This is a genomic window from Collinsella sp. BA40, assembly GCF_008014645.1.
In the GTDB taxonomy this organism is placed as follows: domain Bacteria; phylum Actinomycetota; class Coriobacteriia; order Coriobacteriales; family Coriobacteriaceae; genus Collinsella.
The window spans coordinates 126,924-148,646 of record NZ_VOWY01000010.1; the positions used below are offsets into that span (position 1 = coordinate 126,924).

Annotated in this window: 22 protein-coding genes and 5 tRNA genes; all 27 read right to left on the reverse strand. The window is 60.0% G+C overall.

Going from position 1 to position 21,723, the window contains the following annotated elements; all coding sequences use genetic code 11:
- Positions 1–26: 26 nt before the first annotated feature.
- Positions 27–824, reverse strand: coding sequence for a pseudouridine synthase (locus E4J93_RS04500; protein WP_147588279.1), 798 nt, complete (start codon positions 822–824; stop codon positions 27–29).
- The gene (scpB, locus tag E4J93_RS04505) at positions 817–1,503 is read right to left on the reverse strand and encodes an SMC-Scp complex subunit ScpB (protein ID WP_147588280.1); all 687 of its coding nucleotides are present in this window, start codon (positions 1,501–1,503) and stop codon (positions 817–819) included. Before scpB ends, E4J93_RS04500 begins: the two co-directional genes overlap by 8 nt.
- A gap of 6 nt (positions 1,504–1,509) precedes the next feature.
- Positions 1,510–2,310: a ScpA family protein gene (locus E4J93_RS04510; RefSeq protein ID WP_147588281.1), complete on the reverse strand. Its 801-nt coding sequence runs from the start codon at positions 2,308–2,310 to the stop codon at positions 1,510–1,512.
- A 54-nt stretch (positions 2,311–2,364) separates the two neighbouring features.
- The gene (locus E4J93_RS04515) at positions 2,365–3,045 is read right to left on the reverse strand and encodes a site-2 protease family protein (protein WP_147588282.1); all 681 of its coding nucleotides are present in this window, start codon (positions 3,043–3,045) and stop codon (positions 2,365–2,367) included.
- A gap of 10 nt (positions 3,046–3,055) precedes the next feature.
- Positions 3,056–3,355, reverse strand: coding sequence for a hypothetical protein (locus E4J93_RS04520; protein WP_147588283.1), 300 nt, complete (start codon positions 3,353–3,355; stop codon positions 3,056–3,058).
- Positions 3,342–5,345: a ribosomal protection-like ABC-F family protein gene (abc-f, locus tag E4J93_RS04525; RefSeq protein WP_147588395.1), complete on the reverse strand. Its 2,004-nt coding sequence runs from the start codon at positions 5,343–5,345 to the stop codon at positions 3,342–3,344. Before abc-f ends, E4J93_RS04520 begins: the two co-directional genes overlap by 14 nt.
- A 58-nt stretch (positions 5,346–5,403) precedes the next feature.
- Positions 5,404–5,478: transfer RNA gene (locus E4J93_RS04530), tRNA-Val, on the reverse strand.
- 145 nt (positions 5,479–5,623) lie between these two features.
- Positions 5,624–5,696 (reverse strand) — tRNA-Ala (locus E4J93_RS04535).
- Between the two features lie 19 nt (positions 5,697–5,715).
- Positions 5,716–6,081, reverse strand: coding sequence for a hypothetical protein (locus E4J93_RS04540; protein WP_147588284.1), 366 nt, complete (start codon positions 6,079–6,081; stop codon positions 5,716–5,718).
- A gap of 265 nt (positions 6,082–6,346) precedes the next feature.
- Positions 6,347–6,529 carry a hypothetical protein gene (locus E4J93_RS04545; protein WP_147588285.1) on the reverse strand — a complete coding sequence of 61 codons (183 nt, stop codon included), beginning with the start codon at positions 6,527–6,529 and terminating at the stop codon, positions 6,347–6,349.
- On the reverse strand, positions 6,529–7,620 hold the full coding sequence (locus E4J93_RS04550; protein WP_147588286.1) for a hypothetical protein: 1,092 nt from the start codon (positions 7,618–7,620) through the stop codon (positions 6,529–6,531). The genes E4J93_RS04545 and E4J93_RS04550 overlap by 1 nt, the downstream gene beginning before the upstream one ends.
- Positions 7,617–8,129 (reverse strand): phage portal protein, encoded by a 513-nt coding sequence (locus tag E4J93_RS04555; protein ID WP_147588287.1) that lies wholly within the window; start codon positions 8,127–8,129, stop codon positions 7,617–7,619. The genes E4J93_RS04550 and E4J93_RS04555 overlap by 4 nt, the downstream gene beginning before the upstream one ends.
- A 66-nt stretch (positions 8,130–8,195) precedes the next feature.
- Positions 8,196–8,271, reverse strand: a tRNA-Ile gene (locus E4J93_RS04560).
- Between the two features lie 70 nt (positions 8,272–8,341).
- Positions 8,342–8,417 (reverse strand) — tRNA-Ala (locus E4J93_RS04565).
- A gap of 18 nt (positions 8,418–8,435) precedes the next feature.
- Positions 8,436–8,511: transfer RNA gene (locus E4J93_RS04570), tRNA-Ala, on the reverse strand.
- A gap of 133 nt (positions 8,512–8,644) precedes the next feature.
- Positions 8,645–10,351: a proline--tRNA ligase gene (locus E4J93_RS04575; RefSeq protein WP_147588396.1), complete on the reverse strand. Its 1,707-nt coding sequence runs from the start codon at positions 10,349–10,351 to the stop codon at positions 8,645–8,647.
- A gap of 118 nt (positions 10,352–10,469) precedes the next feature.
- Positions 10,470–11,537 carry a flavodoxin-dependent (E)-4-hydroxy-3-methylbut-2-enyl-diphosphate synthase gene (ispG, locus tag E4J93_RS04580; protein WP_147588288.1) on the reverse strand — a complete coding sequence of 356 codons (1,068 nt, stop codon included), beginning with the start codon at positions 11,535–11,537 and terminating at the stop codon, positions 10,470–10,472.
- Between the two features lie 10 nt (positions 11,538–11,547).
- Positions 11,548–12,978, reverse strand: coding sequence for an RIP metalloprotease (locus tag E4J93_RS04585; RefSeq protein ID WP_147588289.1), 1,431 nt, complete (start codon positions 12,976–12,978; stop codon positions 11,548–11,550).
- 12 nt (positions 12,979–12,990) lie between these two features.
- The gene (gene dxr / locus E4J93_RS04590; protein WP_147588290.1) at positions 12,991–14,157 is read right to left on the reverse strand and encodes a 1-deoxy-D-xylulose-5-phosphate reductoisomerase; all 1,167 of its coding nucleotides are present in this window, start codon (positions 14,155–14,157) and stop codon (positions 12,991–12,993) included.
- Positions 14,154–15,035: a phosphatidate cytidylyltransferase gene (locus E4J93_RS04595; RefSeq protein ID WP_255431918.1), complete on the reverse strand. Its 882-nt coding sequence runs from the start codon at positions 15,033–15,035 to the stop codon at positions 14,154–14,156. Before E4J93_RS04595 ends, dxr begins: the two co-directional genes overlap by 4 nt.
- Positions 15,036–15,066: 31 nt before the next feature.
- Complete coding sequence (locus E4J93_RS04600; protein ID WP_255431919.1) at positions 15,067–15,852, reverse strand: isoprenyl transferase; 786 nt, start codon at positions 15,850–15,852, stop codon at positions 15,067–15,069.
- A gap of 309 nt (positions 15,853–16,161) precedes the next feature.
- Complete coding sequence (gene frr / locus E4J93_RS04605) at positions 16,162–16,695, reverse strand: ribosome recycling factor (protein ID WP_147588292.1); 534 nt, start codon at positions 16,693–16,695, stop codon at positions 16,162–16,164.
- 1 nt (position 16,696) lies between these two features.
- Positions 16,697–17,419 carry a UMP kinase gene (gene pyrH, locus E4J93_RS04610; protein ID WP_147588293.1) on the reverse strand — a complete coding sequence of 241 codons (723 nt, stop codon included), beginning with the start codon at positions 17,417–17,419 and terminating at the stop codon, positions 16,697–16,699.
- Between the two features lie 118 nt (positions 17,420–17,537).
- Entirely contained in the window at positions 17,538–18,416 is an 879-nt protein-coding gene (gene tsf / locus E4J93_RS04615; protein WP_147588294.1) for a translation elongation factor Ts, read from the reverse strand.
- Between the two features lie 42 nt (positions 18,417–18,458).
- Positions 18,459–19,199 carry a 30S ribosomal protein S2 gene (gene rpsB / locus E4J93_RS04620; protein WP_147588295.1) on the reverse strand — a complete coding sequence of 247 codons (741 nt, stop codon included), beginning with the start codon at positions 19,197–19,199 and terminating at the stop codon, positions 18,459–18,461.
- 241 nt (positions 19,200–19,440) lie between these two features.
- Positions 19,441–20,352: a tyrosine recombinase XerC gene (locus E4J93_RS04625; protein ID WP_147588398.1), complete on the reverse strand. Its 912-nt coding sequence runs from the start codon at positions 20,350–20,352 to the stop codon at positions 19,441–19,443.
- 18 nt (positions 20,353–20,370) lie between these two features.
- The gene (gene trmFO, locus E4J93_RS04630; protein ID WP_147588296.1) at positions 20,371–21,705 is read right to left on the reverse strand and encodes a methylenetetrahydrofolate--tRNA-(uracil(54)-C(5))-methyltransferase (FADH(2)-oxidizing) TrmFO; all 1,335 of its coding nucleotides are present in this window, start codon (positions 21,703–21,705) and stop codon (positions 20,371–20,373) included.
- Positions 21,706–21,723: the final 18 nt, after the last annotated feature.

Genomic DNA, 21,723 nt, shown 5'->3' on the forward strand with positions numbered 1-21,723 from the left:
CGTCCTTTCGGTCGTATAAGGCAGGCTTAGGAGATGCCTGCATCGTCTTTGAGAAGCGCGACTTCAGAGGAATCGAGCTCGCGCCATTCCCCCATGGGAAGATCGTCGAGGCGCAGCGAACCGAACTGCGTCCGGTGCAGCTCCAGGACAGGATGGTGAATTATCGAAAGCATGCGTTTCACCTGGTTCTTCCTGCCTTCGCGAATCTTCACCTCGACGAAGGTCGTGTATGCGGGCGGACGACCGGAATAGACCTGGCGAATCTCGCGATTGGTAAGAAGCCGGCAGCGCGCGGGCTGGCATAGGCCGTCATCGAGCTCGATGCCGCGACGCAGCGGCTCGAGCTCATCGTCCTCCAGGATGCCGTCGACCAGCGCGAGATACGTCTTCCATACATGATGCGAGGGATGGAGCAGGGCCTGACCGAAATCACCGTCCGTGGTAAAGAGCAACAATCCGGTGGTGTCCAGGTCCAAGCGCCCTACGGGAAAAAGCCCGGGGTAGCGCCTGGTCGGAACGAGCTCGGCAACCGTTGGCCGCCCATGCGGATCGCGCATCGTGGTAATGAAACCGGCAGGTTTATTGAGCATGATATACGTGGCACCGGCGCCAAGGACCACGGGGACGCCGTCCACCGTAACACGGTCGCATGCAGGGTCGACCTTGCTGCCGAGCTCGGTGGTGACGATGCCGTTGACGCATACCCTGCCGGCCGTCATGAGGTCCTCGGACCCGCGACGGCTCGCAACGCCGGCGCGGGCGAGAAACCGCTGCAGGCGCATGGGAACGAGGCGTTCATCAGGTCGAAACGCGGGGCTACTCATGTGCATCCTCCCTAGGTGCATCGAGTTCATAGGAGGAGTCGATCAGATCGCGTTCTTCCTCCAAGTCCTCTTCGGTTTCCTCAAGCGTCGACTGAATCGAACGACCAGACAGGCGCTCGCGAATAAACTGACGCGATTGCTCGTCGGGGGCGAACTGCTCGAGGTCGGGCAAATCTTTCACGCTGCGCAGGCCAAACTTCTCGAGAAACACGGTGGTGGTACCGTAACGGATGGCCTGACCACGTTCGGGGTCACGACCCATCTCGCGGATAAGGCCTTTATCGACAAGCGAGGAGATCACGCCGTCCGAGTTGACGCCGCGGATGCCCTTCACCGCCTCGCGCGTGACGGGTTGATGGTAGGCGATCACCGCAAGCGTCTCCAGGGCGGCCTGACTGAGCTTCTGGGTGTCCCACGAGAGAACATAGGACTCGACCTGCTCGTGAAAGGCCGGATGCGTGAACAGCCGCCAACCACCAGCCACCTCGCGCAGCTGAAATCCACGATTGGCCTCTTCGTATTCCACCTGGAGCTCGGCCAGGAGCGAGGCGACCTCGCCCGGTGCGACATCGAGATGGGAAGCCAGCGTGGCCGCGCTTACCGGGTCGCTTGAAACGAGTAGCAGCGCTTCCAGAGCCCCCTTCAGCGAGGAGGGTCCGAGCGTCGTCAATTCTGCCATAATGCGTTACTCCCCTTCGATGGCGAGCGCATCGCCGGGACGGTATTCCGCAGCCCCTGCAACGCGATGAATGGAGATGGTTCCGAAGTTCTCCTCCTGCTCGAGCGTGACCGAGCCACGCTTTGCAAGCTCGAGGATGGCAAGGAACGCGGCAACGAGCTGCTCCGTCGTAGCCTGGCCATCGAGCAGCTCGCGAAACGTCAGATGGGGTCGCGCGATGGTAACGCGGTCTACGGAGGCGACGGTGAGCTCGATGGGCATGCGCCGCGGCGCCACGTGCTCGGCCTCGAGCAGGAACTTCTCGCGGCGGCCATCGATATCGGCGCAGATGACCGCAAGGCCGCGCAGGGTGATGCCAGCAAGATAATCGGGCATGAGGTTGAGAAACTCCGGGTCGGGACCGGCGACGCGCGGATGCATGCGGCTTTCGGCCTCCATGCGCGCACCGAGCGCCGCCGCCGCGCCCTTAAACTGCTTGTAGGCGATCAGGCGCGCGATAAGCACTTCGCGCAGCGCATCGCCATCAAGTTCGGCGAACTCCTCCTGCTCCTCCTCGTCCAAACGCGAGCGGACGGGTTCATCCGGAACAAGCGAAGCGGCCTTGATGTCGAGCAGCGTGGCGGCCACGAGAAGAAAATCGCTGGCCACATCGAGATCGAGGGCTTCCAGTCGCTCGACCTCGGCGAGATACTGTTCGGCCACTTCGGCGATAGAGATCGATCCGATATCGACTTTTTGCCTGCTTACAAGCTGAAGCAGCAGATCGAACGGCCCCGAGTAGACCTGCGTGGAAACTCGATAGGACAACGCCGGCCTCCTCTTGCGATCGAATAAGAACAAATACGTAGGTAGTTTAGCGCACTACCGACCGAGAGCCAGCGACACGAGGACGTCGCCCAGAGGATATACAGTGGCATCGAAATACATACCGATCAGGTCGATACCCGTAACCATGGGAAGCAGGTACAGAACAACGATTAGGATGGGCATCGCATACTGCTGGATTCGGTAATACGCATGCAACGCATCGCCCTTGAGGAACGGCACCAAGATGGACGAGCCATCAAGCGGCGGCAACGGGATGAGGTTGAAGAAAGCAAGCGAGAGATTGACGAAGATGAACGTGAACGAGAAGTCGACGAGGGCGCTCAGCACCGCCGTGGGCAGAGCGACGGCAACTGCTTCCGAGGCGACGAGGGACAGAATCGCGGCGCCCACGCAGGCAAGAATGATGTTTGACGCGGGTCCCGCGATAGAAACGAGGACCTCGTCCCGTTTGGGATGCTTGAGATTATTGAGGTACACCGGCACCGGCTTTGCGAACGCGAACACGGGGCCGCCGGCGGCGATCATCAGCAACGGCAGCAAGATGGTGCCAAAGGGGTCGATGTGGCGCAAAGGATTCAGCGAAACTCGACCGCGGGAGCGAGCGGTCTTGTCGCCCAGCGCGTAGGCTGCGAGCGCATGCGCGCTTTCATGAACGACGATACCGAGCATCACGGCAAGTGCGCTCATAAGCAGCGAGCTAATCTTGAGTCCCATCTACTACCTTTCAGAAGCGAAGCTTGCGCGCGGCGCGCATGCAAGCGTAATCGAGCAGGAACAACACAACGGCTACAAGGGAGAAATCAAGCCGAAATACGCCGCCAAACGGGGTGGTTATCACGCCGTAACCCGCGATGAACGAGGGCAGCAGGCGCGAGAGATCGACCACGAAGCCAACCATGTTGAGGCGGGCGGAAAGCCCGCTGAAGCACAGCAGGACAACGATGGAGCAGAGCGCGAACGCGCAGATGCGAAGCGCGATCGCAAGGATGGTCAAGGCAATGGCGCCGGCTCTACGAGCGTCCACGTTCCATTTCCTCCTCGATGGTCGTCGACAGCTCGAGCCATTCGTCCTCGAGCGCGGGGATGGTCTTCTTCAACTCGTTATATTCCGCAAGGGCCGTGTTGAATTTCTCCTGGTCGGCGTAGAGCTCCTCGGATGCCATCAATTCCATGAGCTCGTCATAACGAGCGCGGTGCTTCTCAAGGGCAGCGTCGACTTCCTTGAGGCGCGTCTTCGTTTTCTTAAGACGACGGTTGAGCTCGGCACGAGCGTCGGCTTCGGCCCGACGCTGCTCTTTTGTCTTCTTGCCCTCGCGAACAGGAGTCGCGGCGGAAACGGTGGGCGCAGCCTGCTTGGGACGCGAGGGGGCGCCCGCCGACGCCTCGAGCGCAGCTCGGGCGGCAAGGTCTTCGCGCTTATAGAGGTAGTAGTCGTAATCGCCGTCGATCACGGTCATGTGGCCGTCCCTGATATCAACGACGCGATTGGCAACAGCCCGGACGAGATGCTCGTCATGGCTGATCAACACGATGGTGCCGGGAAAACGCTTGAGCGCGTTTTCAAGCATATCGACCGAATCGATATCAAGGTGATTCGTGGGCTCGTCGAGGCATAGGAGGGCCTCGGGCGCTACGAGCATCTTGGCCAGCGCCAGTCGGGCGCGCTCGCCACCCGACAGAACACCGACGCGCTTATCGACGTCATCGCCCGAGAACAGGAAGGCGCCCAGCAGGCTTCGCTCCTGGGGCACGGTCCAACCGGGAGCGACCGAATCGATCTCCTGCAGTACGGTATTCGATTCCTTCAGTCCTTCCAGCTGGTGCTGTGCATAATAGGCCACGCCCACATGCAGGCCCAGCTCTCGCGAGCCGGACGACGGCTGCTCGACGCCGGCCAGCATCTTGAGCAACGTCGATTTACCCGCGCCGTTCGGACCGACGAGCGCGATACGGTCGCCTCGGTAAAGCTTAAGGTCGATACCGCTGTAGATCTCTTTGGCCCCGTACGATTTGCTTACGCCCTCGAGAGAAGCCACGAGGTCACCCGAGCGCGGAGGATCGGGAAACTTGAAGTCCACATGCTTGTGGCCTTCGGGGAGTATGACCAGCTCGTTTTTAATCTGCTCGATCTTGCGCATACGCTCCTGAGCCTGGGCCGCTTTCGTGGGCTTGTAGCGAAACTTATCTACAAAAACCTGCATATGGGCAATTTCTCGCTCCTGGGCGGCGCGTTTGGCGCGCATCTGCTCGAGATTGTCTTCGCGCTGCTTGAGATACGAGCTGTAGTTACCGGTATAGACCGTGACGCGCCTGTTCTCGAGCGCCGCTACATGGTCGACGGAAGCGTCCATGAATGCGCGGTCGTGGCTGACAAGCAGGACCGCGCCCTCGTAGCTCGCGATAAAGCCGCGAAGCCATTGAACGCTCTCAAGATCAAGGTGGTTGGTGGGCTCGTCCAACAGCAGCAGATCGGGCTTGCGAAGAAACAGCTTGGCGAGCGCGATTCGCATCTGCCAGCCACCGGAAAAATCGCTACATGGCTTATCGAAATCGGAAACGCGGAAACCCAGTCCCGAGAGGATCTGGCGCGCATGGCTCTCGAGCTCGTATCCGCCCAGATGCTCGAAGCGATCCTGAACGCGACCGTATTCAAGGAGGAGCGCGTCAAGGTCGTCGTTCTCCCCCGCCTCCGCGATCATAACCTGAAGCTCTTCGGCGCGCTCGCCCATAGAGCGAATCTCGACAGCGGACGCCATAACCTCTTCGATCACCGATGTATTGGAAGCGAGCTTGGTCTCCTGCTCGAGATAGCCAACCGTGACATCCTTCGCATACGACACGGTGCCGGCATCCGGCGACTCGAGACCCATGACGATCTTGAGGAACGTGGTCTTGCCGGCGCCGTTCGGACCAACCAAGGCATAGCGTTCACCGGGGTTCACCTGAAGCGTGGCACCGGAAAACAATACGCGGGCACCAAAGCTCTTTTCGATCTTGTCGGCAAGAAGGATCACGACGACTGCTCCCATTCATAACAAAAAGGACCCGGTTACCCAGGTCCTTAAGATTTGATGGTGGGCGATACAAGATTCGAACTTGTGACCCCATCCGTGTGAAGGATATGCTCTACCCCTGAGCCAATCGCCCGTTGCTATTCAGCAAGGAGAATAATAACACGGTACTCGAAGAGGATGCAAGCGTCTTTTTGAAAATATTTCCGCACGGTCGAGTGACTCCGAGCGACGGCTAAAAAAAGACCCCCCGAATACCGGGGGGTCTAAAATACATGAGGTGGAGACGAGGGGGATCGAACCCCTGACCTCTTGACTGCCAGTCAAGCGCTCTCCCAGCTGAGCTACGCCCCCATGTGGTGCAAAAAATACTTTACGCGAGATCGATGCGGAATGCAAGGACATTTTTATAAATATTGCCCCAACGACGAGAAGATGGAGATAGCCAGGGGAGTCGAACAAAATTAGAAATCGTACGTGGTGTAGAGTCGCTGATTGAACTGACGCCTGCTTTCGGCATGAAAGCAGTTCCATGTGATGACGTGGCCACGCGCTCCTTGAGCTCGCGCTCCATCTCCTCCTTACGCCTCGTGTACGCGGCAGCGCATGCGGGGCAGAGATGGTGCTCGGAATCGACCGCGAGCCAACCGGATACCGCCGGGTCGCGCGATCCCCCGGACGCCTCGACGTGCCAGCCGCACTTGTCGCAGACGACCAGGAGCTTCCTCATAAATGCCATGACGGGGCTCCGATCTGTTCGATGGGATAACTAGAAGATGTGTTGCTTGAAGCCCTCGGCGGATGCCTCGACGCCGGCGTACCGCGTGCCGCACCGCGCGCAACGGGCGCCCGACCTCGAGCGGTGGAGGATGCAGACGATCTCGTCCGCCCCGTTGCACTAGGGGCACACCGGCCCGGCCTTCGAGCCGTCGTCCTCAGGGAGATAGTAAGACCCACCGGCCCTCTCGAGCATCCTAAGATGCTCATGGAAACGAGGTCGCACGCTAGTCGACAAAAAGTTCCACGACTTCGAAATCGTCGACGGGGAAAAGTCCATCGTCATCGAGATCGGGGAGTAAAATCCTATAAGCATCGCCGAAGGGGCCCGGTTCCATGCATTCGACATCGTAGACCTTGCCCTTTTCCAAGACCACTTTGTAGTAGTCCCCGATGTACCTGACCTTCATCAGCCCCTCCTTTTCAGCCAGTGCTTGCAATGGAACTCGAATATGCCAAGCTCTGGATGCTCCATCCAGAGCACGTCGGCTAGCTTGATTTCACCATCTTCCGATGGATCGAATATCCATCCAACACCGGCGACATGGGACCGCTCTTCCTCCTCCCCTCCGTAGGCTTCAACCAATCTCCCGGAAACACGAAGTTTTTTGTAAGGCTCGCCCCCGTTCCCAGCGAACACCTTCTTAACGGTTATCTCGCTTCCCGTAACGAACCGCGACTCCGATCCATCCGGCATGTGTACGACGTACTCGTTCCTCGCTTTCGCGCCGACGCCCTTCGCCGCCACGAACGGGACCTCTCCCCCTGATGCGACAAACCTCTTTAATAGCTGCCCCTCCTCATTCGCCAGGCCATCCCGGTCGTCGATATCCTTGAACTCCCTCCACAGTTCTCGGAGCTCCTTCGGTCTGACGCCCTCGACCAGCTCGGCATCCTTGTCGTCCTCGAAGCCGGGCACGACCTTGCAGTCGCACCTGCGATGGAAGTGGCGGAACTCGCCGGCGGTCTTCCGGGAGTGGTAGACGGCGCCGCGGCTCGCCAGCATCAGGCAGTACGTGCACGTCTCCGCGCCGGTTGGGACGCGCGCGAATCGCACCCCCTTCTTCCTGTCTCTAGCGGCGTTGCGGATGATCGTCTCGTTGAGGCTGCGCAGGACGTCGTTGCGACCGAGCTCGCCGCAGTACTCCGCGAAGCCGCGCAGGTCGCCCTTCGCGAGCTTCTTGGCCTGGTAGCGCGCCGTCTCGTCGACGCTCTCGGGGTTGTAGGTCGCCGCGGTGACGGCGGCGCGCAGCCTGGCGCCGCTATCCGCCGCCTGCTTGTCGTACCACTCCGCCGCGAGAGAGGAGGCGGTGGAGTCGTAGGCCTGCACCACGCCGGACATGACGGATTTTGCGTACTCGCGGCACTCCGCGACGCTCGCCGACCTCCCATCGTCGGTCTGGAGCCAGGACATGATCCTCGACTCGATCTCGCACTGCGCGCCGTCTGACAGGCTCGCCACCGCTCGGTTGCAGGCGTCGAACTGCTCGCGGGATATCATCGCTCCCCGCCCAGGAGCGCGCCGGCGGCAGCCGCCGGATTGGCTTTCGGCAGCTCGATGCCGGTGCCGGAGGTCGCGGCGGCGACGAGCGCGCGGCTCGTGGCCCGGTCGCGGTCGCTGCGCAGGCGCTGGATCTGGTCGTCCGAGAAGCCGAGCTCCTCGAGGAGCACGTCGCTCTCGGCGAGCCACGGCACGGCCTGGACGTCCTTGAGCATGGCGTCGGCCTGCGTGACCACCGACGGCATGGCAGGGTTGCGGAACTTGGGGCATATCCGCAGGCGGCGCGCCGCCTGCTCGGCGTACGTGGTGCCCTCCTTGATGGCGAGCGCCATGAGGGCCACGTGCGCGAGGGCCTCGCCGTTGTCGGCGTTGAGGTTCTGCGCCTCCACGACGAGCGCCTCCTTGGCGGCGTAGATCGCCTCCGCGCTCGACGGGTTGTCGGACACGACGCCCAGCTCGCTCAGCGGCACGTTGGTCTCGCCGGAGAAGCGCGACGCGAGGGATCGCATGTAGTCGATGTGCACCGGGCGCGAAAAAGAAAAAGGCCAGACACGTGGTCTGACCTGCTGATTCGATGGTGGGCCCTCCGGGATTCGAACCCAGAACCCAGGGATTATGAGTCCCCTGCGCTAACCGTTGCGCCAAGAGCCCGGAGCTATTCACTCGCCGACAACTCTCTTTAGAAAAAAGGCCTCCGGTTACCCGGAGGCCATAAATCTCATGGTGGAGACGAGGGGGATCGAACCCCTGACCTCTTGACTGCCAGTCAAGCGCTCTCCCAGCTGAGCTACGCCCCCATGAAAGAGAAAAGCAAGTGGTGGAGACGAGGGGGATCGAACCCCTGACCTCTTGACTGCCAGTCAAGCGCTCTCCCAGCTGAGCTACGCCCCCTTGCAACTGAAAAGTACTATACGGGATTGCAGGCGAGCATGCAAGTAAATCCTTGAACTTTTTTCGCAGACAATAAAAAGACGGCGTCCGCCAGCACGGACGCCGTCTAGAAAACAAGCTGTCGAGAATACTCCTAGCGACGCTGCTCGGCAACGAGCTGCGCAACCTTGGCCGCAACCTCGTCGAGAGCCACATCGACGCGATCGCCCGTAGAACGGTCCTTGAGTTCGACGGTGCCGTTCTTCAACCCGCGCTTACCGATCACAACCTGATACGGGAAGCCCATAAGATCGTTGTCCGCGAACTTCACACCGGGACGCTCGTCGCGATCGTCGATAACAACCTCGATACCAGCCTCGCAGAGGGCGTCGGCGATGGCACCGCATGCCGCCGCGCACTCGTCCATCTTCGGATCGAGCGGAATGATGGACACCTCGTACGGCGCGATGGAAACAGGCCAGATGATGCCGTGCTCATCATTATGCTGCTCGACCACGGCGGCAAGCGTGCGGGATACACCGACGCCGTAGCAACCCATGATGAACGGCTTCTCCTCGCCGTTCTCGTCGGCAAAGGTAGCGCCCATGGCCTCGGAGTACTTGGTACCGAGCTGGAAAACCTGCGACACCTCGATACCGCGCGCGCCCTTCAGGGACTCGCCGCAGTGCGGGCAGACATCGCCCTCGTGAACGGTCACGAGATCGGCCCACTCATCGACGGAGAAATCACGCTCGGGGCAAGCGCCGGTGAAATGGTAATCGACCTCGTTGGCGCCGCACGTCCAGCTGCGCGACTCACGCAGGGACTCGTCGACGACGAGGCGAATGCCCTCGGGCAGATTGACCGGCCCGATGAAGCCCTTGAAGAGACCGGCTTCCTGAAGCTCTTCCTCGCTCATCATGTGGAACTCGCCGAAGAGCTTTTCGGCTTTGCATTCGTTGAGCTCGTGATCGCCGGGAACGATGGCAACGACCCTGGTGCCGTCTTCGGCGACAAGCGCGAGCGACTTGCGGGTGCCGTTCTGAGGGAAGCCGAAGAAATCAGCAACGGCCTCGATGGAGCCCAAGCCAGGAGTGTGAACCTTCTGGAGGGTACCGTCTCCCGGCCCCTCGGTAACGGCGATCGTGGTGGACGCGGCCTCGTCGTCCGCGGCAAAGCCGCAGGCGTCGCAGTACACCAGGCTGGCCTCGCCCGCATCGGCAAGCGCCATGAACTCCACGGAGGTATCGCCGCCGATCTGGCCGGAATCAGCCACGACGGGCAGCGCCTTCAGGCCGCAGCGCTCGCAGATGCGCGCATAGGCGTCTTTCATCTCATCATAGATTTCCTGCAGGCTTTCCTGCGTCGCGGAAAAGGAGTAACCGTCCTTCATGATGAACTCGCGACCGCGCATCAGGCCGAAGCGCGGACGCATCTCGTCGCGGAATTTATCCTGGATCTGATATAGGTTAACGGGCAGCTGCTTGTAGGAACGCAGCTCGTTCTTGACGAGGTCCGTGATAGTCTCCTCGTGCGTGGGACCGAGCACGAACTCGCGATCATGGCGATCCTTCATGCGCATGAGCTCGGGGCCGTATGCGTTCCAGCGGCCGCTCTCGTGCCACAGGCCGCCATCGACCACCATGGGCATGAGGAGCTCCTGGGCGCCGGCTGCATCCATCTCATCGCGGACGATATCCTCGATCTTCTTCAGGGAGCGCCATGCAAGCGGCAGATAGCTATAGAGGCCGGCAGCCTGCTTGCGGATCATGCCGGCACGGAGGAGCAGCCGATGGCTGGCAAGCTCGGCCTCGGCGGGATCCTCCTTCAAGGTGGGCGCATAGAGCGCCGACATCTTCATAGCCCTGGTGCGGTTGGTAGTCACGGTAAAACTCCTTGTATCAAACGTCACAAACAGTAGCAATCATAGCGCAAATCATGCGTGTAAACGGCACGGACGGAACGGACCGCGCCGAGGGTCACAGGCGGTCGATCTCATCGAGCAAGGCGTCGGCTATCTCGTCTTCGGCGACCTTGCGAATAACCTCCCCGTGGCGGAACAGCAAGGCCGAGCCGCGCCCGCAGGCAACGCCTACATCGGCGTCGGATGCTTCGCCGGGGCCGTTCACAACGCAACCCATAACGGCAACGGAAACGGGCTTGGTGCACGAGGCGAGCCGCCGGGTGACCTCGTCGGCGATACCGATCAAGTCGACCTGACAGCGGGCGCACGTAGGACAAGACACGATCTCGGGACCACGGCGGCGCAACTCGAGAGCCGAGAGAATGCCCCAGGCAACGGGCACTTCCTCCAGCGGGTCGGCGGTGAGCGAAACGCGCATGGTGTCGCCGATGCCCTCGGCAAGCAGCGAGCCCAATGCGATCGCGCTCTTGATCGTGCCCTGCTGGATGCCGCCGGCCTCGGTAACGCCAAGGTGAAGCGGTACCTGCGGGAGCTCGGCTGAAAGGCGACGGTTCGTCTCCAGCGTGGTCGCGACGCTGTGGGCCTTGGCGGACAGCACGATATTCGTGAAGCCGCGCGCTTCGAAGTGCTCTACGAACTGCATCGAGGAAGCGACCAACTTGTCCACCTGGGAAAGATCCTCACGTTGCGCGATAGCGGGATCGAGCGAACCCGCGTTGACACCGATGCGGATGGCGGCGCCGTGCTCCCCCGCCGCGTCGATCACAGCGTCGACGCGATCCCATGATCCGATGTTGCCGGGGTTGATACGGAGCTTCGAGGCGCCGGCCTCGACGGCAGCGATAGCCAGACGGTAGTCGAAATGAATGTCGGCCACGATGGGCACGGGGCTTTCCGCGCACACCTCGCCGAACGATGCAACGGCATCGGCGTTGGGAACGGAGACGCGCACCAAGTCGCAGCCCGCATCGGCAAGGGCGCGAACCTGCTCGATCGTACGCGCCGCATCGACCGTGGGCGTGCACGTCATCGACTGGACGGCCACGGGAGCTCCCCCGCCGATTATCACGGACCCCACATGGGCCGGACGGGTCAACTCCCGCGCGCAAGGCTGATAGGACATAGCAAGCCTCCTAGTGCAGCAAGCGCAGGATATCCGCGCGAAGCATATACAGGAACAAGAATGCGAAGAAGGCGATACCGACGTACGACACGATTGTCTGGGCCTTCACGGAAAGCTCCTTCCCCCGAACGGCTTGGATAGCCTCGATCACAAGCTTGCCACCGTCGAGCGGCGGGATAGGTAGCAGGTTCATGAAGCCCAGCGAGAAGGAGATGAGCGCCGCAAAGCTCATGAAGGAGGCGGCACCCTGCTCGGCGGCCTGTGCAGACAGAACGGAGATACCGACGACGGAGGTCGAGCTATCCAAAACCTCCTTGGTGTGCTGCGGCATAAGCAGCTTGGCCACGCCCTGGGCGGTCTGGACGAGATAGTCGACCGACATGCGAGCTGCAACCATAGGGCTCACGCGCATCGTGTGGTAGAGCACCCCGATACCCAACAGACCATCTTCATCCAGCTTCGCCTCAACCGTGTGCGTAGAACCATGCGCTTCGAGATAGGTGCGGTCGACGGGCCCAAGACGCTGCTCGGCCGATTCCTCCTGGGAGGGCGACCACACCTCGAGGGCGACCGTAGCGCCGGCATCGCGATTTCCAAGCGCGGCGAGAAGCTCGGACCAGCTGTCCACAGCCGTGCCGTCGACAGCAAGGATGCGGTCTCCCTCCTGGATATGAGCGGCCGCCGCCGGTGAACCCTCGGTAATCGAACCGACGATGTTGACGTCGATGGGTGCGTTGTAGCCTATGGCGGAATAAGCGATGACAAACAGCGTCACGCCGGTAACGAGGTTAACGAGGATTCCGGCGAGAAGCATGAACGCGCGCTTGAAGAAACCCTTGCCCACATACGTATGGGAGCGCTCGAGCTCGAAAAAGCGCTCGGCGCCCATAGGAGGCGTCCACGGTTCGCCATCGCTGGTGGCGCCGGCACGGTCGAACACCCGACCATCGAACACGGTGTTGCCCGCGGCATCGCGGGCAGGTGCCATATAGCGCGAAGGATAGTATTTTGAAGTCGGCCCCTCACCCTTCGAAGCATCGTACACCGGCAGGACGGACCCCCAGCCCATGAGAAACACGCATGCCTCAAGGGCCTCATCGGGGGTGATCTCGAGCTGCTCGGCAAGCTCGTCAACGGAGATGGCCCCGGCTTCGTGCACGCGCGAAAGCACGCGCGCGGCATGGGGCGCTTGCTCGGGATCCATGCCGCAGATGGCCGCATAGCCACCGAGAAGCAGCGGCGTTACGCCGAATTTCGTACCGATGCGCTTGGACGTATGGCTGATGTTATAGCGAAACGGCAGTCCCAAGAAGAACTCGGTAACGCGAACGCCGCACGCACGCGCAGCAAGGAAATGGCCGCCCTCATGCACGAACACCAGAAGCGACAGCAGCAAAACACCCCAGAAGAGCGGGGTGATGAAACCAAAGATGGCATCCATATAAGCTCGTTTCTATCGTGAAAGAGATGTTACGAAGCGTTCCGACGTGATCCGCGCCCATGCATCGACCTCGTCGAGCTGCTCGAGCGAGGAGACGGGCTGGACGTCGTGTGCATCGAGACAGCCCTCGACGATGCGAGGGATGTCGGTGAACGAGCAGCGCTCATGCAGGAACGCGTCGACAGCCACCTCGTTCGCCGCATTGAGAACGCACGGCAGGGTTCCGCCCGTCATTCCCGCCCGTTCCGCCAAGGCAAGGCAGCGGAACGCATCGGCGTCCGGGGCGTCGAAATCAAGTGAGCCCAACGTCCGGAAATCGACGCGCGGAGCGGGTGATTCCCAGCGATCCGGATACGAAAGTGCAAGCTGAATAGGTATGCGCATATCGGATGCTCCGAGATGCGCCATAACCGAGCCATCGGCGAACTCGACCATCGAATGAATCTTCGACTGGCGCTGAATGAGCACCTCGATGCGATCGAGATCTATATCGAATAGATGCATGGCCTCGATACGCTCAAGGCCTTTGTTTATCAACGTAGCCGAATCGATCGTGATCTTGGAACCCATATTCCACGTGGGATGGGCCAGTGCGTCCGCAACGGTAACCCGCTCAAGCTCCTCGCGGCTGCAGCCATAGAAAGGGCCGCCGGAACAGGTCAACCAGATCTTATGCGTCGAGCGCATATCCTCGCCCAGATAGCACTGGAAGATTGCCGAATGCTCAGAATCGACGGGCAGCAGCTGACCAGGCCTGGCGAGCGGCATGATAAGATCGCCGCCGACCACGAGCGACTCCTTGTTGGCAAGCGCAATGGTTTTACCGGCAGCCATGAGCTCATAGGTCGCATGGAGACCGGCCGCGCCAACGATGGCAACGACCACGACGTCCACCTCATCGGAAAGGCACATATCGATCGCCGCGCGCATGCCGAATCCGCAGCGATGCGGATCGGGAAGCTCGGACAAACGAGGGTCGGCGGATAACGACGAATCGGTCAGCGCGACAGCGGAAACGTTGAACTCGCGAGCAGCGGACACGAGGCCGGCGATGCTTCGATGGGCCGAAAGCGCGACGACCTCGAGACGGTCGGAATGCTGGCGACAAACATCGAGGGTCTGAACGCCGATGGATCCCGTGCAACCCAAAACCGCCACGCGGCGCCTGCATTCACTCATAGAACGCCTCCTAGTACCAAGATGAGGTGAGCCGTGATGCAACCGAAGATAAGGGAGTCGGAACGATCGAGCATGCCGCCGTGTCCCGGAATCAGGTTGCCGGAATCCTTGACGCCTACGCCGCGCTTGATACGCGACTCGATCAAATCGCCGAAAACGCCCAAAACGGCCACGCCGACACCAGCGAGTACCGCTACGGGTAGCGACAGGCTATACCAGCCGGTTGCATACAGAATCAGCCAGATAACAAGGGAGCCCGCTACGCTTCCGCAAAAACCCTCCCAAGTCTTGTTGGGAGAGATCTTAGGGGCCATCTTATGTTTACCGAAGCGGCTGCCAACCATATACGCGAGCGAGTCGCTCACCCATAGCGATGCGCAAACGCCCACGGAAAGTAGGGCGCCGGCAAACCCTGGGATAGAACCGCGCGTAAGAACGATTGCAGACAGCATGAAACCCGTATAGAGCGGACCGAAGATGGTGACGGCGACATCTGAGATACGCGTACGCGGCGAATAGAGATACCACAAACCAACCGCCAGAACCAGGATAAAGAGCAGCGCCGTGAGAAGCACCGATGCCCCTAGCGCAGACAGCGGAAAGAGCACGGCAGCAGAAAGGCCAATGAACTCGTTCGGCACCTTGCCGTCTAGACGCGCCATACGGTAAAACTCATAGCAACAAAACCAGCTCATGACGGCAACGAATACAGCTGTCGGAATGACGCCGAGCACCAAACAAGCTATAAACAATGCCGCATACATAATGCCAAAGCCCGAGCGGACAAGGAAACCCTTCACGTCAAAGGGCTTTCGCTCGGCACGAGGACCGGCAGCTACAGGCTCCTGGGCCCGTTGACGCTGCTTTTGATCTTCCACCGTACATGCTCCTCTCTTGCTAACACGAGCGCTACTCGGCGCTCAAGCCGCCAAATCGACGGTCGCGGTGTTGGAAGGCTGCGATCGCGCGCAGCATTCCCCATTTATCGAAATCAGGCCAGTACAATTCGGTGATATAGAACTCCGAATACGCGATTTGCCAAAGCAGATAGTTGGAAACGCGCATCTCGCCAGATGTACGGATAACAAGCTCTGGGTCGGGCAGGCCAGCGGTGTACAAATGCTCGGCAACCGCGTTCTCGTCGATATCCCCAACTGCAAGAGAGCCGGCGGACACCTGCTCGGCAATCGTACGAGCAGCCCGGGCGAGCTCTGCGCGCGCGCCGTAGTTCACGGCAAGGGCAAGAACCATTCCCGTGTGATGCTCGCATTCCTTCAAGCCATATTCGAAAACATCGCGCGTCTTTTGGGGCAATGCGGAGATATCGCCCAGGAAAACAACGCGAACGTTCTCGCGCTTCAACAGCGGCAGCTCATCGATGAACGTCTTCGCAAAGAGATGCATGAGGACATTGACCTCGTGCTGGGGCCTCCCCCAGTTCTCCGTAGAAAAGGCGTAGGCAGACAAGACATCTACACCCAGACGGACCGCGGTGGTAATGACGTCGCGAAGCGCAACGATACCCTGCTTATGACCTTCCGTACGGGAAAGCCCGCGCGAGGTAGCCCAGCGGCCGTTGCCATCCATGATGCAGGAGATGTGGCGCGGAATTCGATCAAGATCGATATCTGCCAAAGATATGTCTTGTGGAGGATTGCTGAAATGCTCGACGAGCTTATCGGGGTCGTAGCGCACGTTGGTACTCCAGACTATAGCGAGCCCGCACATGCGGGCGTGTGTACGGCTCAGCGCAGACGCGGGTGCGAGAACGCATATCTATCAATAATAAAGAGAGCGATGGAGCAAGGCAACGCAAGGACCCATTTCATAAAAGTCGCAGTATAAGCAGCATATGAAAGCAACCATGCGTACCGGCGATCCGGCAATGCCCCGCCGAACGAACTCATAAGAAAGCCCGCATGCTCCTAGGAAGGGAGCATGCGGGCTGCCCGGTTTACATGTCGAATGACACGGCGCGAGACAAAAGACCCAAGGCAGGGAGCCCTAGATCTCCATCACTTCTGATTCCTTTGCCTTAAGCATAGCGTCAACCTTGGCGATGTACTCATCGGTGCATTTCTGAATCTTAGCCTGCTCGCGACGAACCTCATCTTCCGTAAGCTCCTCATCGCGATCGAGCTTGTTGTTGAAATCGCGGCGAACATTGCGCACGGCGATGCGGGCCTGCTCGGCAAGATCGCGGCAATCCTTAACAAGCTCGCGACGACGCTCCTCCGTGGGAGCGGGGAACGGCAACCGGATGACCGTACCGTCGGTATTCGGCGTGATACCAAGATCGGAAGCGGAAATGGCTTTGACGATCGCATTGACGAGTGCCTTATCCCAGGGCTCGATCAGAAGCATGTGGGCTTCTGGGGTCTTGACGGCGGCAACCTGGCTTACGGGAGTGGGAACACCGTAGTAATCAACGGTGATATCCGCCAGCACGTTAGCATTCGCACGGCCGGTGCGAACCTTCGAGAAATTATGCTTGAGGCTCTCGAGGGTCTTATCCATGTGATCGTTGATGGTGGCCATGTTAGTCCTCCTGAACTACGACGGTGCCAACCGGCTCTCCGCAAAGAGCACGCTTGATGTTGTTCTCGCCCTCGATGTTAAGGACGATGATAGGCATGCGATTATCCTGGCACAGCGCGGTGGCAGTGGAATCCATAACCTGCAGGCCGCGAACCAGAACCTCATGATAGCTAATGGTATCAAAACGAACGGCATCTTCGTTAGAAACAGGATCCTTATCGTAGACACCGTCGACCTTCGTGGCCTTGAGGAGGCAGTCGGCATCGATCTCGCAGGCGCGCAGCGCGGCCGCGGTATCGGTCGTGAAATACGGATTGCCGGATCCCGCAGCAAAGATGACGATGTAGCCCTTCTCGAGATGGTGCATCGCACGACGACGAATATAGGGCTCGCAAACCTCGTTCATCTGGATGGCGCTCATAACACGGCAGGGGCACTCCTCGTGCTCGAATGCATCCTGAAGCGCCAACGCGTTCATGACGGTGGCGAGCATACCCATGTAATCAGCCTGGGCACGATCCATACCCTTAGCCGAGCCAGCAAGACCGCGGAAGATGTTACCGCCGCCCACAACGATGCCGACCTCGATGCCGTCCTCGTGAATGGCCTTGATCTGGCGCGCGAGGTTCTCGGTAACCGACGGATCGATACCGTATCCGTTCTCACCCATGAGCGCTTCACCGGAAAGTTTCAACAGCACGCGCTTGTAGCGATAATCAGACAAAATTCCTCCTTTGGTCATCATTCTTATTTATTCTAGCAGCGAAAACGAAACAAGCCATAAAAAAGCAGGCTGTAGGTAATCCCACAGCCCGCTTTCATATCAGAAAACCGAAATAACCTTAGTTATCGGACTCGCCGCGCTCAAGGCGATCGAAAGCCATAACCTTAACGGTATCGCCGCAAGCCTTGGACACCTGCTCGGCAAGACCGTTGACGGTCACGCTGGAATCCTTGATGAACTCCTGCTCGTTGAGGACGGAAGCCTTGAAGAACTTCTCAAGGCGGCCGATGGCCATCTTCTCCTGAATGGCCTCGGGCTTACCGGACTCGGCAGCCTGAGCCATGTAGATGGACTTCTCGTGCTCGACAACGTCGGCCGGAACGTCCTCACGACGAGCGCAGATGGGGCTGGTAGCCGCAACCTGCATGGCGACGTCATGGGAGAAGGTCTTGAAGTCGTCGGACGCGAAGGTCTCGGGCTTCTCGAAGGAGAACTCGACCATAACGCCGATCTTGCCACCCATGTGGATGTAGGAAGAAAGGGCACCGGCCTCGACGGTGCGGAGGTTGAAGCGGGCGATCTTCATGTTCTCGCCCATAACGTGGATGAGCTCGGTGAGCTCGCCCTCGACGGTGTCGCCGTTCATCGGGGCGGCCATGAGGGCCTCGGCGTCGGCGGGCTTGACCTCGGCGACAACCTTGGCGAGCTCAGCGGCGAAACCGGTGAACTTGGGGTTGGAAGCCACGAAGTCGGTCTCGCAGGAGAGCTCGACGAGAGCACCGGTCTTGCCATCCTCGGAGATGAAAGCGGCGACGGCGCCCTCGTTGGTCTCGCGGCCAGCCTTCTTGGCAGCCTTGGCAAGACCGTTCTTACGAAGAACGTCGACAGCGGCGTCCATATCGCCGTCGGCCTCGACGAGGGCCTTCTTGCACTCCATCATAGGAGAGTCGGTCATCTCGCGAAGCTGCTTGACCATAGCGGCGGTAATCTGGGCCATGATGGCTCCTTTCAAAGAGCGTTGAACGAACGTAAACGGACGTTACTCGGCGTCGGCAGCGGCCTCGGGGGCAGCGGCCATCTCAGCCTCGGAGATCTGCTCCTTGCCGGAGCCGGCGAGGCAGGCGTCGGCGAAGAGCTCGCACATGAGGGAGACGGCGGAAATAGCGTCATCGTTGCAGGGGACGCCGAAATCGACCTCGTCGGGATCAGAGTTGGTGTCGATGAGGGCGACAACCGGGATGTTCAGGCGCTGGGCCTCCTTGATGGCGTTCTCCTCGCGCTTGGTGTCGATGACGAACAGGGCAGCGGGAAGGCCCTTCATGTCGCGGGCGCCACCGAGGTTGGTCTGGAGCTTGGCGAGCTCCTTACCCAGAACAGCCTGCTCCTTCTTGGGCAGAAGGGCCATGCGGCCGTCCTCTACCATAGCCTCGAGCTCCTCCATACGGTTGATACGGGAGCGGATGGTAACGAAGTTGGTGAGCATGCCGCCGAGCCAACGCTGGTTGATGTAGGGCATGTTGGCGCGCTCGGCAGCGGTCTTCACGGCCTCCTGAGCCTGCTTCTTGGTACCGACGAAGAGAACCTGGCCCTTGCGGGAGATGCTCTTCAGGAACGTGTAGGCCTGGTCGGCGTTGATGATGGTCTGCTTGAGATCGAGGATGTAGATGCCATTGCGCTCGCCGAAAATGTACTCACGCATCTTGGGGTTCCAGCGGCGGGTCTGATGACCGAAGTGGCAGCCAGCCTCGAGCAGGGTGCGGATGTTAATCGTGGTAGCCATACTTACCTCCTGTGGTTCGTTGCCTCCGTGCGATGTCATCCTTTTGAGCCACCCGATCATGCGCTACCAAATCTCGGGCACCACGGCGCAAAAGTCGTCGCACGTGCGAAATACGTCCGTTGCTCACAAGAGCAACCCGATAAATAATAGCAGGACATCGACGAGAATCCAAGGGTTGCACGCACCTTGTGTGCGACTTGTGCATCACGCAGACTCGAGTGGCCGCCATGCGCGAGGTCCGCTACGAACCACTTCGAGGATGAGCTTGCCGCACGGCCGATTTCAGCGATTCGGGCGCTAAGTGCGTGTAAATCTGAGTAGTCGACAAGCTGGCATGTCCTAGCAGCTCCTGAACGGTCCTCAGATCAGCGCCGCCATCCAAGAGGTCGGTAGCGAAGGTGTGGCGCATCGTATGCGGCGTTACCGAACGACTGACGCCCGCTCGATCTCGAAGAACGGTAAAGCGGTATCGCAACGATGCGGCGTCCATGATGCGACCGCGATCGGAGATGAACAACGCATGGCGCCCATTAGGCCGAACGGCATCATGATGATCGACAATCAAGCTGGGCCGAGCATCAAGAGTATAGTTGCGAACGGCATGTTGAGCCCGACGGTGCAGGGGTACGATTCGCTCCTTGGAGCCCTTGCCGAACAAACGGCAAGCGCGCCCGGCATCCTCGAACGACTCCACGTCAAGGCCTGCGAGCTCGGAGATGCGTGCGCCCGATGCATATAAAAGCTCGAGCATGCACACATCCCTCAATCCTTGGGCGGTGTCCCGATCGGGGGCTTCAAATAACCGCTCCAACTGAGATCTCGTAGCAACAACGGGAAGGGTTGTCGGAAGTTTCGGCGAAAGCATCAGATCGACAGGGTTGCTATCGACAGGGCCCATGCGAACCATCCACCGAAAGAACGATCGAATCGAAGAGAGGTGCGCGGCAACCGTACGCGGCGCATACCCCGCCGCATGCAGGAACGCTAGATAACGCCGAAGATCCCTGGCAGCGACCTCGGCGACGTCCACATGTTCGCGCGCGCACCACTCCTCAAAGGCGTACAGATGCTGTCGATACGCCCTGTCGGTCTGAACTGAGCGACCCATGACATCGACAAGGTAGCGGCAGTAATCATCGATATATGCGCGCATCTCAGCCAACGGGATCGTCTACCTCGCGTCGAGACCAAATAGATCGACGCGCGACGCAATGTACGCCTGAAGATCCCTGCCGCCTCGGTCGGCATACGCCGTATACCGGTCACGCTTGGAACGGCGCTTTCCATCTTCGAGCGGAGGGATGATCCCAAAATTCACATGCATAGGTTGATAGTCGAGGCACGCGGGATCGGTGGCATAGGACACCAGCGCACCGAATACCGACGTATCGGGAAGCGAAACGTGGTCAAGCCCCCGCATATCGGCAAACGTGTTGAGAGCCGCCAGGAGACCGGAGGCGACAGCCTCGGTATAGCCTTCCGTTCCCGTAATCTGACCCGCGAGGCGCACGGTTGTACCGGGGACCGCAAATGAACGATCCAAAACATGGGGCGCGTCGACAAAGGTGTTGCGATGCATGACGCCATACCGGAAAAACTCCGCGTTCTCCAAACCGGGGATCATTCGGAACACGCGCTTCTGCTCACCGAATGTCAGATTCGTTTGAAATCCAACAAGGTTGTACGCGGTATGCTCGGCGTTTTCGGCGCGAAGCTGCACGGCGGCCCAGGGTCGCTTACCGGTTCGCGGGTCGATAAGACCCACCGGCTTCATGGCGCCGAAACGAATGGCATCCTTGCCCGTACGAGCCACCTCCTCGGCGGGCTGACACGCCTGGAACAGGTCGCGTCGCTCGAAATCCTTCAAAATCACGCGCTCGGCCCCAACAAGGCCGTCGATGAAGGCATCATACTCCTCCCGGGAGAGCGTGGCGTTCAAGTAGTCGCCAGAACCCTGCTCTTCATAGCGGGACTGGGAGAACAGGACATCCATATCAAGGGTGGCTGCATCGACGATGGGAGCCGCCGCATCGTAAAAAGAAAGGGATTCGCCACCTACCAGGCCCAGAACGGCCTCGCTGAGCGACGGCGAGCACAGGGGGCCCGCAGCAATGACGACACGACCCTCCGGAATAGCGGTGACCTCCTGGCGAATGACCTCGATATTCGATCGGGATGCTATAGCCTCTTCAACATAACGGGAGAATAGTCCGCGATCGACAGCAAGAGCGCCGCCAGCAGGGACTGCGGCACGATCCGCACAATCCATGAGGACGGAGCCCATAGCGCGAAGCTCGCGCTTCAGCATTCCGGCGGCGGAATCATAACGGGTTGACTTGAACGAGTTCGAGCATACGAGCTCTGCAAGATGGTCGCTATGGTGCGCCGGAGACGAGACCAGGGGACGCATCTCATAGAGGCGAACGCGAATTCCCCGGTCGGCAAGCTGCAAGGCGCATTCGCATCCCGCAAGACCGCCCCCAATAACGATGACACCATCAAACATCTCGAAACTCCTATCCGC

Excerpts from the sequence above, each read along its gene's own strand:
- E4J93_RS04500 (WP_147588279.1), bottom strand. The coding sequence starts at position 824 with ATGAGTAGCCCCGCGTTTCGACCTGATGAACGCCTCGTTCCCATGCGC.
- scpB (WP_147588280.1), bottom strand. The coding sequence starts at position 1,503 with ATGGCAGAATTGACGACGCTCGGACCCTCCTCGCTGAAGGGGGCTCTG.
- E4J93_RS04515 (WP_147588282.1), bottom strand. The coding sequence starts at position 3,045 with ATGGGACTCAAGATTAGCTCGCTGCTTATGAGCGCACTTGCCGTGATG.
- E4J93_RS04540 (WP_147588284.1), bottom strand. The coding sequence starts at position 6,081 with ATGGCATTTATGAGGAAGCTCCTGGTCGTCTGCGACAAGTGCGGCTGG.
- E4J93_RS04545 (WP_147588285.1), bottom strand. The coding sequence starts at position 6,529 with ATGAAGGTCAGGTACATCGGGGACTACTACAAAGTGGTCTTGGAAAAG.
- E4J93_RS04550 (WP_147588286.1), bottom strand. The coding sequence starts at position 7,620 with ATGATATCCCGCGAGCAGTTCGACGCCTGCAACCGAGCGGTGGCGAGC.
- E4J93_RS04555 (WP_147588287.1), bottom strand. The coding sequence starts at position 8,129 with ATGCGATCCCTCGCGTCGCGCTTCTCCGGCGAGACCAACGTGCCGCTG.
- E4J93_RS04575 (WP_147588396.1), bottom strand. The coding sequence starts at position 10,351 with ATGAAGATGTCGGCGCTCTATGCGCCCACCTTGAAGGAGGATCCCGCC.
- ispG (WP_147588288.1), bottom strand. The coding sequence starts at position 11,537 with ATGTCCTATCAGCCTTGCGCGCGGGAGTTGACCCGTCCGGCCCATGTG.
- E4J93_RS04585 (WP_147588289.1), bottom strand. The coding sequence starts at position 12,978 with ATGGATGCCATCTTTGGTTTCATCACCCCGCTCTTCTGGGGTGTTTTG.
- dxr (WP_147588290.1), bottom strand. The coding sequence starts at position 14,157 with ATGAGTGAATGCAGGCGCCGCGTGGCGGTTTTGGGTTGCACGGGATCC.
- frr (WP_147588292.1), bottom strand. The coding sequence starts at position 16,695 with ATGGCCACCATCAACGATCACATGGATAAGACCCTCGAGAGCCTCAAG.
- tsf (WP_147588294.1), bottom strand. The coding sequence starts at position 18,416 with ATGGCCCAGATTACCGCCGCTATGGTCAAGCAGCTTCGCGAGATGACC.
- rpsB (WP_147588295.1), bottom strand. The coding sequence starts at position 19,199 with ATGGCTACCACGATTAACATCCGCACCCTGCTCGAGGCTGGCTGCCAC.
- E4J93_RS04625 (WP_147588398.1), bottom strand. The coding sequence starts at position 20,352 with ATGCGCGCATATATCGATGATTACTGCCGCTACCTTGTCGATGTCATG.
- trmFO (WP_147588296.1), bottom strand. The coding sequence starts at position 21,705 with ATGTTTGATGGTGTCATCGTTATTGGGGGCGGTCTTGCGGGATGCGAA.